The sequence below is a fragment of the Psychromonas ossibalaenae ATCC BAA-1528 genome (assembly GCF_000381745.1).
GTDB lineage: Bacteria > Pseudomonadota > Gammaproteobacteria > Enterobacterales > Psychromonadaceae > Psychromonas > Psychromonas ossibalaenae.
The window spans coordinates 1-14,734 of sequence record NZ_KB907012.1 but is presented as its reverse complement, the minus strand read 5'-3'; the positions used below and the strand labels follow the sequence as shown (position 1 = coordinate 14,734).

The window sequence follows — 14,734 nt, the reverse complement described above, 5'->3', positions numbered from 1 at the left end:
TCTATCATACAAATACATTTATTAGTTTCGTTATCAGGGCCGATAATATCCTTTTTAATATTATGATGTTAATCTTGCCCGCTGGAATAAAGATGTTATTTCTATACGGCTGCCTATTCCCCTATCAGGAAAAGCAAAAATTAATCATAACATTTCCCCTAGACAGTGAATAATGATGCTGTATTAGATATTGTTCACCTATAAACATAACGTTATAACCCCTTAGCATATGGATTCAACAGGTTACTCAATGACTGATTATACAAACGACCCGTTTACTGCTCTTGAAGCAAAAACAGAAGCACAAAAACTGGCATTTTCTCCAATTATCTTTCATACCGCACGAACGTTACGTGATTTAGGTATTTTAGCAGTATTAGACAAAGCTGAAAGTGAAGGCCTTAATGCAGTTCAAATCAGTGAAAAATCCGGCGTATCTGAATATGGCGTTAAAGTATTATTAGATATGGCATTAAGTGCCCATATTGTTACCTGGAACAGTCCAAATTATGTCATCGCTAAGTTAGGCTACTTTTTATTACACGACGGCATGACGCGTGCTAATTTAGATTTCACAGCAGATGTCTGTTATGCAGCTATGATGCATCTAACTGAAGCAATTGAAGAAGGGACACCAGCAGGTCTTAAAGAGTTAGGTGACTGGCCGACTATTTATGAAGGTCTGTCCCGCTTACCGGAAAAAGCTAAAGAAAGCTGGTTTAACTTCGATCACTTCTATTCAGACCGCTCTTTCCCCGTTTTACTAGAAAAAGTATTTGAGCATAAACCTAAGTCTATTTTTGATATCGGCGGCAATACCGGAAAATGGTCTCTGCAGTGTGTTAATTACGATAAAGATGTTGAGATGACCATTATCGACCTGCCTCAACAGATCGAAATGGCAATGAAAAACGCTAAAGAACAGGGGGTTGCTGATCGTATTAAAGGCCATCCTACCAATATGTTAGATAAAACCCTGGAATTACCGACAGGTGCCGACGCCTGGTGGATGAGTCAGTTCTTAGACTGCTTCTCGCCAATGGAAATATTAAGTATTTTACAGCGTGTTCGTAAAGCAATGCACAGTAATGCCCGTGTTTATATTCTAGAATTGTTCTGGGATGCGCAGCGTTATGATGCGGCCACGCTAAGCCTTAATGCAACCTCGTTATACTTTACTTGTTTAGCTAACGGCAACAGCCGCTTTTACCGCAGTGAAGACTTTCTAGAGATTGTTGAAGCAGCTGGGTTTGAGGTAGCTAAACGTACCGATGATATCGGTCTTGGCCATACACTGCTGGAATTAAAAACAGCATAAAAATAAATAGACAAAAAAAAGGCGCCCCGCAGGGCGCCTTTTTGCAAAAAGTTAAATAATCACTTTCTGATTAACTTGATAACACGCAGTTGTGCAATAGCTTGTGCAAGCTGAGCAGTAACAAGAGCGTAATCTACATCCTGACCAGGATTTGAAATCTGCTCTTCAGCTGAACGTTTAGCTTCTTCAGCTTTTGCCAGATCCAGGTCTTCACCTCGAATAGCAGTATCAGCCAGTACGGTTACACCGCCCGGCTGAACCTCAAGAAAACCACCAGAGATATAAATGACTTCTTCAGCACCATGTTGTTTAACCAATTTAACCATTCCTGGTTTAATCGGCGTCAATAAAGGGGTATGACCAGGCATAATGCCTAACTCACCTTCTTGACCAGATACCTGCAGGTGCGAAACACGTCCTGAAAACAGAGACTTTTCCGCACTTACAACATCCAAATGTGTGGTCATCGCTTTAGTCATAGTAACCTCCGGTTATTATAAGCCTTTTGCTTTTTCTACTGCTTCTTCAACAGTACCTACGTATAGGAAAGCTTGCTCAGGTATATCATCGTAATCACCGGCAATCAGACCTTTAAAGCCAGCTAATGTGTCTTTAAGTGATACATAAGTACCTGGCTGACCAGTAAATACTTCAGCAACGTGATAAGGCTGAGTTAAGAATTTCTCAATCTTACGAGCACGTGCGACAACAAGCTTATCTTCTTCAGAAAGCTCATCCATACCTAGGATTGCAATGATGTCTTTCAGCTCTTTATAACGCTGCAGAATACCTTGAACACCACGGGCAACATCATAATGCTCCTGACCAACTACCAGCGGATCAAGCTGACGAGAAGTAGAATCAAGCGGATCGATTGCAGGGTATAAACCTAGCGATGCGATGTTACGAGATAATACAACTGTTGCATCTAAGTGAGCAAAGGTTGTTGCAGGAGACGGATCCGTTAAATCATCGGCAGGTACATATACCGCCTGGATAGATGTAATCGAACCAGTCTTAGTCGATGTAATACGTTCCTGAAGAACCCCCATCTCTTCAGCAAGTGTCGGCTGGTAACCAACGGCTGAAGGCATACGGCCTAGTAGAGCTGATACTTCAGTTCCGGCTAGTGTGTAGCGGTAGATGTTATCGATAAATAGTAAAACGTCTTTACCTTCATCACGGAAACGCTCGGCCATTGTTAAACCAGTCAGGGCAACACGTAAACGGTTTCCTGGCGGCTCGTTCATCTGACCGTAAACCATTGCTACTTTTGATAATTCAGGCTTTTCAACGTTAACAACGCCGGCTTCCTGCATTTCAAAGTAGAAATCGTTACCTTCACGAGTACGCTCACCAACACCGGCAAAAACAGACAGACCTGAATGTTTTAATGCGATGTTATTGATAAGCTCCATCATGTTTACTGTTTTACCAACACCTGCACCACCGAATAGGCCGATTTTACCACCTTTTGCGAATGGACAGATTAAGTCGATAACTTTGATACCAACTTCAAGCGTATCAACAGAAGACGACTGCTCTTCGTAAGAAGGCGCAGCGCGGTGAATTTCGTAATGCTCATCGGCACCGATATCACCACATTCATCAATCGGCTCACCCAGTACATTCATAATACGGCCTAATGTAGCCGTACCAACAGGTACTGTGATAGCTTGATTTGTATCAGTTACTTCTAGACCACGACTCAAACCTTCAGAAGCCCCCATAGCGATACAACGAACAACGCCGCCGCCGATCTGCTGCTGTACTTCCATTGTTAGATTCTTTTCAGTCACGATCAACGCACTGTAAATATTCGGTACAGCATCTTGTGGGAATTCAACATCCACAACAGCACCGATAATCTGAACGATTTTACCTGTACTCATCTCTGATCCTCTAAAATCATAAATTTGTTAATTTGCTTATACCGCAGCAGCACCGCCGCAAATCTCAGAAAGTTCCTGAGTAATTGCAGCTTGACGTGCTTTATTGGCAACAAGTTGTAACTCGTCAATCAAGTCATTAGCATTATCAGTTGCAGCTTTCATTGCAACCATTCGAGCTACCTGCTCACATGCTAAATTCTCTACAACACCCTGGTAAACCTGAGATTCAACATAACGAATTAATAATGCATCAAGGATAACCTTTGCATCACCTTCGTAGATATAATCCCATAGGTGTGTAGACACTTCTTCGTCATCTTCTGCTTTAGGCAGAGGTAATAACTGATCAACTGACGGTTCTTGTACCATGGTACTAATGAATTTATTGTTCACTATATATAAGCGATCGATTTTGCCTTCATCATAAGCATCTAGCATAATTTTCACCGAACCGATTAAATCATTAACGGTTGGTGCATCACCCAAACCAGAGGTTTGAGCAACTACATTAGCGCCTAAGCCATTGAAGAATCCGGTTGCTTTAGAACCGATAACGGCTAAATCAACTTCCACACCCGCTTGCGAGTGTTCCTGCATTGCGGCAATAACCGGTTTAAATAAGTTAATATTTAAACCGCCACATAAACCACGATCACTTGAAATGACAATATAACCAACACGTCTTATCTCTCTTTCTTCGACATAAGGGTGTTTGTATTCAAGTTTACCAAGTGCGATATGACCAATCACTTTACGCATAGTTTCAGCATAAGCATGAGTGCTAGACATACGCTCCTGCGCACGCCGCATCTTTGATGCAGCAACCATTTCCATGGCGCCAGTGATCTTCTGAGTGTTTTTAACACTCGCGATCTTATTTCTAATTTCTTTATCGCCGGCCATTTCTAGCTCCTAATTAATGCTTAATTAACGACCTGAGCCGTTAACTAATTACCAGGTTTGCGTCGCTTTGAAAGATTCCAAGATAGCCTTGAACTGTCCTTCAATATCTTTGCTGTAATCACCAGTTTCATTAATTTGAGCATAGAACTCAGCATGCTCATTTTTAGCATAAGAGATAAGTGATGCTTCAAAGTCTAAAACTTTTTCTACATCGACATCGTTAAGATATCCTTTCTCTGCAGCGAATAGTGATAACGCCTGTTCAACAACTGACATTGGAGCATATTGTTTCTGCTTCATTAATTCAGTTACTTTTTTACCATGATCAAGCTGTTTACGTGTTGCATCATCAAGATCCGATGCAAACTGTGCAAACGCCGCTAATTCACGGTACTGAGCTAGTGCAGTACGGATACCACCAGACAGTTTTTTAATTACTTTACACTGTGCCGCACCACCAACTCGTGATACAGAAATACCCGGATCAACCGCTGGACGAACACCACTATTAAACAGTTCAGTCGTTAAGAAGATCTGACCATCGGTAATAGAGATTACGTTAGTAGGTACGAATGCAGATACATCGCCCGCCTGCGTTTCGATGATTGGTAATGCCGTTAATGAACCGGTTTTACCTTTCACTTCACCCTTAGTGAATTGTTCAACGTAAACTTCGCTTACACGAGATGCACGTTCAAGAAGACGAGAATGAAGATAGAAAACGTCACCAGGGTATGCTTCACGACCTGGAGGACGTTTAAGCAGTAGTGAAATCTGACGGTAGGCAACAGCCTGTTTAGAAAGATCATCATATACAATCAGTGCATCTTCACCGCGGTCGCGGAAGTATTCACCCATTGAACAACCGGCATAAGGCGCCAGGTACTGCAGAGCAGCCGCTTCAGAAGCAGATGCTACAACAACGATGGTATTTTCTAATGCACCGTGTTCTTCAAGTTTACGTACTACGTTAGCAATAGTTGAGGCTTTCTGCCCGATTGCAACATAGATTGAGTATAAACCGGTTGATTTTTGGTTAATGATTGCGTCAATCGCGATAGCCGTTTTACCTACCTGACGGTCACCGATGATTAATTCACGTTGACCACGACCGATTGGAATCATTGAATCGATTGATTTCCAGCCCGTTTGAACCGGCTGATCAACAGATTTACGGTCGATTACACCCGGAGCAATTACTTCTATTGGAGAGTAACCGTCATTTTCAATCGGGCCCTTACCATCAATAGGTTCACCAAGAGTGTTTACAACACGACCTAAAAGACCTTTACCTACAGGAACTTCAAGAATACGACCAGTTGATTTAACTTTCTCGCCTTCTTTAAGATCACGGTAAGGCCCCATTACTACCGCACCTACCGAGTCACGCTCAAGGTTAAGTGCCATAGCAAAGCTGCCGTTTGGTAATTCGATCATCTCACCCTGCATACATTCAGCAAGGCCGTTGATGCGAATAATACCATCGCTTACAGAAACGATTGTACCTTCATTACGCGCTTCGCTTACCGCTTCGAATTTTTCAATTCGCTGCTTGATAAGATCGCTAATTTCAGTGGAATTCAGTTGCATGCCAATTTCCCATTAAGATTGTAAAGTATCAGATAAACGATTCAGCTGACCGCTAGCAGTGCTATCAATCACTAAATCACCCGCAGTAATTACCATTCCGGAAATTAGGGATTTATCAATACTACAATTAAGATTTACTTTTCGTGCGAGACGTTTTTCTAACGATTTGCTCAACTCTTCTTTTTGCTTTTTAGCTAATGCATAAGCAGAAACAACGATAACGTCAATTTCTTGATTATGTTCAGTAACTAAGTCGGCATAGAGTTCAGCTACGCGAGGTAAAACACTCAAACGTCCATTTTCAGCCATTAGATTAATTAAGTTCTGACCACTTTTATCAAGCTTGTCATCACAGATATTAATCAATAAATCGGCTAGCTCTTGCGCTGTTTTCGTGCTGCTTAATATAACTTCAACTGTCGGGTTAGTAACAACTTCAGCAGCAAATAACAACATTTCAGACCAGGCTTTAATATTGTCATTTTCAACAGCAAGTTCAAAAGCAGCTCTTGCGTAAGGGCGAGCTACGGTAGTCAATTCAGACATAAGCTCGTTCCTTATAGTTCAGCAACCAATTTATCAATAATGTCGCTGTTCGCTTCTTTATCAATAGAACGTTTAATAATTTTCTCGGCACCGGCAATCGCAAGAGCAGATACTTGTTGACGTAACTCTTCACGAGCACGACTACGTTCACTTTCAACTTCAGCTTCACCCTGGGCAACGATCTTTAACCGCTCGGCTTCACCTTCCATTTTCGCTTCTTCAACGATTTGAGCACGACGTTTGTTTGCTTGTTCAACGATTTCAGCAGCTTGAGATTTTGCTTCTTTTAATCGTTCGATTGATTTAGCCTGAGCTAACTCAAGATCTTTTCCGGCACGTTCAGCTTGCGTTAAACCGTCAGAAATTTTCTTTTGTCGCTCTTCAATAGCAGCAATCAATGGCGGCCACACGTACTTCATGCAGAACAAAACAAACAAAGCAAATGCTATTGCTTGGCCTATTAGAGTGGCATTTATATTCATAACCGATCCTCAATAATATAGTTAATTAGGAACTGTTAGTTATGCTGCTAGTAAGCCTACAAACGGGTTTGCAAATACAAAGAAAAGTGCAACACCAACCGCGATCATAGAGATAGCATCTAGTAGACCAGCTACGATGAACATTTTAACTTGAAGAGCAGGAGCCATTTCAGGTTGACGGGCAGAAGCTTCTAAAAATTTACCGCCTAAAAGTGCAAAACCAATTGCCGTACCAAATGCAGCAGCACCGATCATGAAAGCAACAGCCAGCGTAGTAAATCCAATAACAGTTTCCATTTTTTTCTCCGAGATAGTTAAGTTATTTAAAAATTAAATAGTGTAAAAATTAGTGATCTTCATGCGCCATGCTGAGATATACAACACTTAGCATCATGAAAATAAAGGCCTGTAAGAAAATAACCAGTATATGGAAGATTGCCCACGGCACATAAAGTGCGGACTGGGTCCACCAAGGGGTTAATGCTATCAGGATAAATATCAACTCACCAGCATACAGATTACCAAACAAACGAAGCGCTAACGAAATAGGCTTCGCAATCAATGTAACAAGTTCCAAAACTAAATTAAATGGAATCATTGTCCAGTGATTGAATGGCTGGAAGGTAAGTTCTTTTACAAACCCAGATAATCCTTTGATCTTAATACTGTAAAAAACAATCATCGCAAATACACTTAGTGATAAACCAAAAGTAATATTTAAGTCAGTTGTTGGTACAATTTTAAGGTAAGGAACACCTAATATGCGTAATGCAGCTTCAGGTACAAAATCAACAGGTATTAGATCAAACGAATTCATTAGAAGTATCCAAACGAATAAAGTAAGAGCTAATGGAGCGACAGCTTCGCTACTTCGACCGTGAAACGATCCTTTAACAGAGTTATCGATGAATTCGATGGTCATTTCAACTAAACATTGAAGTTTTCCAGGAACCCCCGTTGTTGCTTTCTGCCCAACCATATAAAAGATTGCTAAGAAAAACACACCTAAGCCAACAGAGAATAGCAATGAATCAATATGCCAAGTCCAAAATCCAGCATCCGCACAAGCATGGTTAAATGCTATGCCACCGTCCGCCATACACATTTGTGCATTGGTAAGGTGATGTTGGATATAACCGGTTGCAGTTACAGCAGCAGTCATTTGTGATCCCGTTGTTGTTGTTGAAAAAAGAAAGGCGCCAGCCACTGTGAGGCAACTAATATTGCAAACGCCGTATAAAACGAACTTAAAGATAAAGTTGTGAAATACAGAAATGCAACAAAGAGAACCACAGTAAAACAAAGCTTGATTGCCTCCCCTGCGAAAAACCCCTTAACGATCATATTTGATTTACTAGCACCTACATGTGCAAAAGTCATTAAAACAAATATTACATTAGGGAGCACATAAGTCATTCCTCCAGCTAAAGCTGAGTAACCAGGCTTAGCAGAAAAAACGACTGTTGAAATCAGTGCAAGAAGAAGCACCAGCAAAAATTGAAAGCGCACTAACTTCAGCCCGGCTCTCTGACTTTTAACTGCTAGTTTATCGACCATTATGATTTCCTTTTATTTTTCAGCCTGCGCCAAATAAGATGTTTTTTATTAACTACTTCTATGACACAGATTAAAAATATTGCGCAAAGTATACCGACAAAGCCGATCAATGCAATAAATGACCAGATAAGTTAGTTATAGTGTTAACAAAATAACGTTTTTATGAAAGGTTAATTTGTTATTGAGCAATCATGAAAATAAATTACACCTCACGTAATAAAACCACAAGAAAAGCAGGGTGTTTTATTGATCTAGATTAACTATCACTACCAAACCAATTCAAAGCACAAACTAGATGTAATTAATTTCCAGTTTTTCCGAGTATTTATTACACATTTTATCAACAGTAAAAAGGTCAATTATATTTACCAAGCAGCTGCCAGAAGCTGATAAACGGAGCTTATTTAGCAGGTTAACGACTCAATGATTATCATGCTGATTTTCTGCAGAATAAACTGTCAGGTCTTTTGCAGCAAGGGTCTTTACAGACACCAGGATAATAATTCAAAGGAGTTTATTTATTAAGCGCAATAAAAAATGTGAGCTAGAGCAATAGAATAATAATCACAGGCATTAAGTAAAAAATCGTTAACAAAATATGTTGTTTTGGATTAGGGGAATATTCTAAATTCCCCTTAAATAAGGCATTTTCAGGTAATATTTAACAGTAGAGTTTCGCAGAGTATGAGCAGGAGTTTAAAATTATTGCTCAGTTTTGTTCAATAATCGACAGCAATACATCTAAATCAGCTAGCGTTTTATAATCAATAACCAGTTTACCGGCACCTTTTTTACCCGGTTTAGTCGTTACCGCTAATCCAAATTTATTCTGCAGGGTATTAATTATCTGCTCCTCTTTCGCACAAGGCGAGGCAGTTTCTTTAACCGGCTTGGGGTTTAACGCATTTTTCACCAAGCGTTCTGTTTCACGAACCGTTAATGACTTTGCGGCAACTATCTTTGCAAGATCTGACTGCATCGGCCCCTCACAACCCAGTAGTGCTCTAGCATGGCCCATTTCAATATCACCATGTTCCAGCAGGACTTTTACATCGTCATTTAAATTATTTAGACGTAGTAAATTACTGACCGTTGTTCGCGATTTACCAACCGCTTTTGCGACCTCACTATGAGTTAATTCAAACTCTTCTAAAAGCCGCTTTAATGCAATTGCTTCTTCCATCGCGTTTAAATTTTCACGCTGAATATTTTCAATTAATGCAATAGCAATAGCTGCATCATCTTCAACATTTTTAATCAAACACGGGACATTTTCGAGGCCGACAATTTTCGCGGCACGCCAGCGTCTTTCACCTGCGATTATTTCATATTTTTGATGACCGGTTTCTCTAACCACAATCGGCTGGATAATCCCCTGGGCACGAATTGAATTAGCCAATTCGTCAAGTGCCTGCGGAGACATATCGCGTCGAGGCTGATATTTACCACCATGCAGACATTCAATACCAAGATCCGTCAGCGCGCCTTTAACATCATCAACTAATTGTTGGGTTTTTTCAGCATTAAAATCATGAGACACCTGCTTTTTACGGTTAACGGTGCTGCTGCTAAGTAAAGAATCAAGCCCTTTACCTAAACCTCTTTTTTTCCCTAACATGAGAATTCCTATTTAAACTGTTTCCAGGCTGGTTTGTTCTAGCTGCTCTTCACGACGTAAGATCTCGCCAGCTAATGCTAAATATGCTTTAGCGCCGGTTGATGATTTATCGTAATACATAACAGGAGTACTGAAGCTTGGAGCTTCAGCAAGCCGGATATTACGTGGAATAATGGTTCTATAGACCTTTTCACCAAAGTGTTTTTTGAGTTGATCCGATACATCTGTAGAGAGGCGGTTACGGGGATCGTACATGGTACGTAAAATACCTTCTATCTTCAGATCCGAATTCACCACAGAAGCTAATTTACTGATCGTATCAATTAGGGCTGTTAAACCTTCCAATGCATAATATTCACACTGCATTGGTACTAAAACAGAATCAGAAGCTGTCATCGCATTAACAGTTAACATATTTAATGAAGGAGGGCAGTCTATGAAAATATAATCGTATTTATCTTTGTAATCGATTAATGCACTGCGCAATCGCGTTTCACGTGAGAAAAAGGTCATTAATTTAACTTCAGCAGCCGTAACATCACTATTAGCAGCCACCAGATCATAACCGCCGGAAGTTTCAGTTTCGACAACTTTATCTAACGGCAGCTCTTCAATAAGCAGATCGTAAGCGGTATGGGCAACATCGTACTTATCAATACCGCTGCCCATAGTTGCATTACCTTGCGGATCTAAATCAATCACTAACACTTTGCGCTTTGTTGCGGCCATAGAGGCTGCTAAATTGACACAGGTCGTTGTTTTGCCAACTCCGCCTTTCTGGTTCGCGATTGCAATTATTCTACCCACAAAAAACCTACTTATAAATTAAGTTATTAATACTAATGTTTAAATACGCTTCACTTTAACTAAACAACGCTCACCTTCAAGATCCGGCACGTTTAAAGAGATAGATTCAATGAATTCAAAATCTTTATCTAAATTAGCAACTTCCTGTTCAGGAAACTGTCCCTTCAGTGCTAAAAAATGACCGTTTTCATTTGGTAAATGTTTACACCAGAAAAGCATATCCTGGAGTGAAGCAAATGCTCGACTAAGAACAACATCAAACTTCTGTTCCGGCTGATATTCTTCAACTCGACTCTGTACTGCGGTTACATTTTTTAAACCAAGCTCCAGAAGAACCTGACGAATAAAGCGCAGACGTTTTCCTAAGCTGTCTAATAAGACAAACTGCTTATCTGGATTTAAAATTGCCAGAGGCAGCCCAGGTAAACCGGGGCCTGTACCAACATCAATGAAGCGTTCACCCTGCAGGTACGGAGATACAACTATACTGTCCATTATATGTTTGACAAGCATTTGCTTAGGATCTCTTACAGAAGTGAGATTGTACGCTTTGTTCCATTTATTCAATAATTCTACTAATTGTACCAACTGATTTTGTTGAAATTCAGAGACTTCAATATCAGTTTTTTCAAGCATATGTTGTAATTGCTGTAACAAACTCATTTTATAAAACCTTACGTCTTAAACCGTTCTTTTTTAGATAAATCAACAAGATAGATATAGCTGCTGGAGTTATACCTGATATTCTTGAGGCTTGTCCAATATTTTCAGGCTTTATGTCATTTAGTTTGGCAGTAACTTCATTTGATAAGCCTTTAATATCAGAGTATTCAAGATCGTTCGGCAGCAGAGTATCTTCATGACGTTTTAGTTTTTCGATCTCATCTAACTGACGATCGATATAACCTTGATACTTAATTTTAATTTCAACCTGCTCAGCCGCCTGCAGGTTTTCTATTGCCGGCCCTAATCCGTCTACTGACATTAAACCATCATAAGTGACTTCTGGACGACGAATCATAGCTTCAAGCGTGCTTTCTCTCTGCATCGGATTTTTCAATAAAGCATTAATCTGCTCAGCATTAACTGATGTTGGGTTAACCCATTGATTTTTTAGGCGCTGCAGTTCAGTTTCAATTGCTTCTTGTTTATCACTAAATGCTTTCCAGCGAATATCATCGACAAGTCCAAGTTCACGGCCTTTTTCTGTTAAACGCGCATCGGCATTATCTTCCCGTAATAATAAACGGTACTCAGCACGGCTGGTAAACATACGGTATGGTTCTTTTGTGCCAAGCGTTGACAGATCATCAACCAGAACACCAAGATAAGCCTGATCTCGTCTAGGACACCAGCCTTCTTTGTCTTGCGCCATCAAACCTGCGTTCATTCCAGCTAATAAACCTTGAGCTCCTGCTTCTTCGTAACCAGTAGTTCCGTTGATTTGTCCTGCAAAGAACAGACCGTCAATATACTTACTTTCTAATGTTGATTTAAGATCTCGGGGATCAAAATAATCATACTCAATCGCGTAACCCGGACGAGTAATAAAGGCATTTTCAAAACCTTTCATAGAACGAATAAAATCAACTTGAACATCAAACGGTAAACTCGTAGATATACCGTTAGGATACACTTCATGCGTTGTTAACCCTTCCGGTTCAACAAATATCTGATGTGAGTTTTTATCCGCAAAACGCATTATTTTATCTTCAATAGAAGGGCAGTAACGAGGTCCGATCCCTTCGATTACACCAGAATACATTGGGCTTCGATCTAAATTATTACGAATTATATCGTGCGTTTTTTCATTAGTATGGGTGATATAACATGGAATCTGCTTAGGATGATCGCTTCGCTTTCCTAAAAATGAAAATACAGGAGTGGGATTGTCTCCATGCTGCGTTTCCAAAACAGAAAAATCAATACTACGCGCATCAATTCGCGCTGGAGTACCCGTTTTTAAACGATCCATACGTAAGGGAAGATCTTTTAAGCGTTCAGCTAAACCAATTGATGCCGGATCACCAGCTCGACCGCCAGTATAATTTTTTAAACCAATATGAATTAAACCATTTAAAAATGTGCCGACAGTTAAAACAACGGTTTTTGCAGAAAAATTAACGCCCATTTTTGTAACAACGCCTGTCACACGGTCATTTTCAACAATAAGATCTTCAACTTCCTGCTGGAATATTTTTAAATTTTCTTGATTTTCTAGTTTTTCTCTAATCGCAGCTTTATATAAAAGACGATCTGCCTGAGCGCGTGTTGCTCTCACTGCAGGGCCTTTACTGGAATTAAGAGTTCTGAATTGAATCCCCCCCTTGTCGATAGCATTAGCCATTAAACCGCCTAAAGCATCAATTTCTTTAACCAGGTGGCCTTTACCTATACCACCAATAGCAGGGTTACATGACATTTGACCTAATGTTTCAATATTATGGGTTAATAACAGAGTACTCATACCCATACGTGCAGATGAAGCGGCTGCTTCAGTACCTGCATGGCCACCGCCAATAACAATTACATCAAAATGTTCGTGGTAATTCATTCGTTTTCCAAAACTAGAGTTAATAAATAAAAAAAGGATTTTACCTTTTTCCTAGCTAAGAAGACACACATAAGATCAAATCAATAGTATTAGTATTATATATAGATCTTTAAAGATCTTTTATTACTATACTTATTAAGTAATTGAGTTTCTGTGTAAAAAGTGTTTTTTAATTTAAAGATCAGGATCTTACCCTGGATCCTAAAGTGTGATCAAAAATGGATCTAAGCGGGGTTAATCTTGGGATATTTTGCAGGGTTATACACAGGAGGAATTACCCACAACTTTATGCAATGTTTAAACAAAACTAATTAAACACTTATAAATACTTTATGCACAACAGCCTGTGGGTAAATAAATTATTAATCTTCAATAATATCGTTTAGATCTTCAATCCACATCGGGATCCATTCTAAAACATGATCTTCTGGTATTGGATGTTCTGCAACATCAATATCAAAACGTTCACCTAAACGAACAGCTCCCATATCCTCTAATAAAAAATCAATATTTTTAGAAGCTTCACAATAAGTATCGTAATTTGAATCCCCAATACCAACTACACCGTAACGAACGTCATTTAAAGGTGCATTAACCTGCTGCAGTTGTTCGACAAACGGTTTGAAATTTTCCGGATAATCACCGGCACCATGAGTAGAAATACAAATCAGCCATATTTGATCTTGTTGTAAAGATAAACTGTTCAAATCCGGATCAAAATGAAGTTCACTGTCAAAACCAGCTTCTTCTAACAAAGGTTGTATAGCTTCTGCCACATATTCAGCACCGCCTAATGTACTGCCTACTAATATTTGTATATTGCTCATTGGTCTTCTCCATAAAATGTACTTCTACTATATAGGGAAAATACAATTAATGAATTTATGTAACCTAATAATAGTGAAAGGTGATGAAATTGCCGAACAAAACAGCAGATTGTTTGAAAATTATTCGTTCAGACAATTTATCGAAAAAAACACGAATAAATACTTGCCAATGCTCTTCTAATCCCTATAATGCGACCCCACAGACACGGGGCACAACGCAAGTTACCCGGTGACTGAGAATAAAAGGGGTTGAGTTTTTAAAAAGCGTTAAACGTTGTTTAAAACAAGTTTCTTATTTTAGAAGGATTAATTATCTTTATAAAATATTAAATAATAAACCTTGACTTAGTTCGCTGGTGACGTAATATACGCACCTCGCCGAAAGGCACGCTCTTTAACAATTTAATCAAACAATCTGTGTGGACATTCAAGAAGTCTTTGCTTGCAAAGCTTCTCCGATAGATGAATCGCTTGCGAATCATCGGTAGGGTGTTGATGTGATTTCAAAAAATCAAAGACCTTACTTGTAAGGCAACATCAATAGAATGACACACGAATTAATTCATTAATTCAGAATAACAAAAGGACTTAGGTTCTTTAGTTTTAGTCAGTAATATTGAGTCGCACTTAGGTGCAAATT

15 protein-coding genes are annotated in these 14,734 nt (G+C 39.5%); 1 reads left to right on the top strand and 14 read right to left on the bottom strand.

Annotated elements, in window-relative coordinates:
* Positions 1-250: 250 nt before the first annotated feature.
* Positions 251-1,318 carry a methyltransferase gene (locus G327_RS0118075; protein WP_019616217.1) on the top strand — a complete coding sequence of 356 codons (1,068 nt, stop codon included), beginning with the start codon at positions 251-253 and terminating at the stop codon, positions 1,316-1,318.
* Between the two features lie 59 nt (positions 1,319-1,377).
* Here the strand turns inward: G327_RS0118075 and G327_RS0118070 are convergent, their stop codons facing one another.
* The 14 genes from G327_RS0118070 to mioC all read right to left on the bottom strand — a co-directional run bounded on the left by G327_RS0118070 (position 1,378) and on the right by mioC (position 14,094).
* Positions 1,378-1,797 carry a F0F1 ATP synthase subunit epsilon gene (locus tag G327_RS0118070; protein WP_019616216.1) on the bottom strand — a complete coding sequence of 140 codons (420 nt, stop codon included), beginning with the start codon at positions 1,795-1,797 and terminating at the stop codon, positions 1,378-1,380.
* A gap of 15 nt (positions 1,798-1,812) precedes the next feature.
* Positions 1,813-3,210, bottom strand: a complete 1,398-nt coding sequence (gene atpD, locus G327_RS0118065) for a F0F1 ATP synthase subunit beta (protein WP_019616215.1) — start codon at positions 3,208-3,210, stop codon at positions 1,813-1,815.
* Positions 3,211-3,246: 36 nt separating this feature from the next.
* Positions 3,247-4,113 (bottom strand): F0F1 ATP synthase subunit gamma, encoded by an 867-nt coding sequence (gene atpG / locus G327_RS0118060; RefSeq protein ID WP_019616214.1) that lies wholly within the window; start codon positions 4,111-4,113, stop codon positions 3,247-3,249.
* 48 nt (positions 4,114-4,161) lie between these two features.
* Positions 4,162-5,703 (bottom strand): F0F1 ATP synthase subunit alpha, encoded by a 1,542-nt coding sequence (atpA, locus tag G327_RS0118055; protein ID WP_019616213.1) that lies wholly within the window; start codon positions 5,701-5,703, stop codon positions 4,162-4,164.
* A 12-nt stretch (positions 5,704-5,715) separates the two neighbouring features.
* Positions 5,716-6,249: a F0F1 ATP synthase subunit delta gene (atpH, locus tag G327_RS0118050; protein ID WP_019616212.1), complete on the bottom strand. Its 534-nt coding sequence runs from the start codon at positions 6,247-6,249 to the stop codon at positions 5,716-5,718.
* Between the two features lie 11 nt (positions 6,250-6,260).
* Positions 6,261-6,731 (bottom strand): F0F1 ATP synthase subunit B, encoded by a 471-nt coding sequence (gene atpF, locus G327_RS0118045; protein WP_019616211.1) that lies wholly within the window; start codon positions 6,729-6,731, stop codon positions 6,261-6,263.
* A 39-nt stretch (positions 6,732-6,770) separates the two neighbouring features.
* Positions 6,771-7,028, bottom strand: a complete 258-nt coding sequence (atpE, locus tag G327_RS0118040; protein ID WP_019616210.1) for a F0F1 ATP synthase subunit C — start codon at positions 7,026-7,028, stop codon at positions 6,771-6,773.
* 49 nt (positions 7,029-7,077) lie between these two features.
* Positions 7,078-7,893, bottom strand: a complete 816-nt coding sequence (gene atpB, locus G327_RS0118035) for a F0F1 ATP synthase subunit A (protein ID WP_019616209.1) — start codon at positions 7,891-7,893, stop codon at positions 7,078-7,080.
* A complete protein-coding gene (locus tag G327_RS0118030; protein ID WP_019616208.1) occupies positions 7,890-8,288 on the bottom strand; it encodes an ATP synthase subunit I in 399 nt (132 codons plus the stop codon). Before G327_RS0118030 ends, atpB begins: the two co-directional genes overlap by 4 nt.
* Positions 8,289-8,997: 709 nt before the next feature.
* A complete protein-coding gene (locus tag G327_RS0118025; protein WP_019616207.1) occupies positions 8,998-9,906 on the bottom strand; it encodes a ParB/RepB/Spo0J family partition protein in 909 nt (302 codons plus the stop codon).
* Between the two features lie 12 nt (positions 9,907-9,918).
* A complete protein-coding gene (locus tag G327_RS0118020; protein ID WP_019616206.1) occupies positions 9,919-10,713 on the bottom strand; it encodes a ParA family protein in 795 nt (264 codons plus the stop codon).
* A 39-nt stretch (positions 10,714-10,752) separates the two neighbouring features.
* Entirely contained in the window at positions 10,753-11,376 is a 624-nt protein-coding gene (gene rsmG / locus G327_RS0118015) for a 16S rRNA (guanine(527)-N(7))-methyltransferase RsmG (RefSeq protein ID WP_019616205.1), read from the bottom strand.
* A 1-nt stretch (position 11,377) separates the two neighbouring features.
* Positions 11,378-13,267 (bottom strand): tRNA uridine-5-carboxymethylaminomethyl(34) synthesis enzyme MnmG, encoded by a 1,890-nt coding sequence (gene mnmG / locus G327_RS0118010; RefSeq protein WP_019616204.1) that lies wholly within the window; start codon positions 13,265-13,267, stop codon positions 11,378-11,380.
* Positions 13,268-13,629: 362 nt separating this feature from the next.
* Positions 13,630-14,094, bottom strand: coding sequence for an FMN-binding protein MioC (gene mioC / locus G327_RS0118005; RefSeq protein ID WP_019616203.1), 465 nt, complete (start codon positions 14,092-14,094; stop codon positions 13,630-13,632).
* Positions 14,095-14,734 lie beyond the last annotated feature (640 nt).

What these genes read in the sequence shown, in the direction of transcription:
- G327_RS0118075 (WP_019616217.1), top strand. Translation starts at nt 251, where the DNA reads ATGACTGATTATACAAACGACCCGTTTACTGCTCTTGAAGCAAAAACA.
- G327_RS0118070 (WP_019616216.1), bottom strand. Translation starts at nt 1,797, where the DNA reads ATGACTAAAGCGATGACCACACATTTGGATGTTGTAAGTGCGGAAAAG.
- atpD (WP_019616215.1), bottom strand. Translation starts at nt 3,210, where the DNA reads ATGAGTACAGGTAAAATCGTTCAGATTATCGGTGCTGTTGTGGATGTT.
- atpG (WP_019616214.1), bottom strand. Translation starts at nt 4,113, where the DNA reads ATGGCCGGCGATAAAGAAATTAGAAATAAGATCGCGAGTGTTAAAAAC.
- atpA (WP_019616213.1), bottom strand. Translation starts at nt 5,703, where the DNA reads ATGCAACTGAATTCCACTGAAATTAGCGATCTTATCAAGCAGCGAATT.
- atpH (WP_019616212.1), bottom strand. Translation starts at nt 6,249, where the DNA reads ATGTCTGAATTGACTACCGTAGCTCGCCCTTACGCAAGAGCTGCTTTT.
- atpF (WP_019616211.1), bottom strand. Translation starts at nt 6,731, where the DNA reads ATGAATATAAATGCCACTCTAATAGGCCAAGCAATAGCATTTGCTTTG.
- atpE (WP_019616210.1), bottom strand. Translation starts at nt 7,028, where the DNA reads ATGGAAACTGTTATTGGATTTACTACGCTGGCTGTTGCTTTCATGATC.
- atpB (WP_019616209.1), bottom strand. Translation starts at nt 7,893, where the DNA reads ATGACTGCTGCTGTAACTGCAACCGGTTATATCCAACATCACCTTACC.
- G327_RS0118030 (WP_019616208.1), bottom strand. Translation starts at nt 8,288, where the DNA reads ATGGTCGATAAACTAGCAGTTAAAAGTCAGAGAGCCGGGCTGAAGTTA.
- G327_RS0118025 (WP_019616207.1), bottom strand. Translation starts at nt 9,906, where the DNA reads ATGTTAGGGAAAAAAAGAGGTTTAGGTAAAGGGCTTGATTCTTTACTT.
- rsmG (WP_019616205.1), bottom strand. Translation starts at nt 11,376, where the DNA reads ATGAGTTTGTTACAGCAATTACAACATATGCTTGAAAAAACTGATATT.
- mnmG (WP_019616204.1), bottom strand. Translation starts at nt 13,267, where the DNA reads ATGAATTACCACGAACATTTTGATGTAATTGTTATTGGCGGTGGCCAT.
- mioC (WP_019616203.1), bottom strand. Translation starts at nt 14,094, where the DNA reads ATGAGCAATATACAAATATTAGTAGGCAGTACATTAGGCGGTGCTGAA.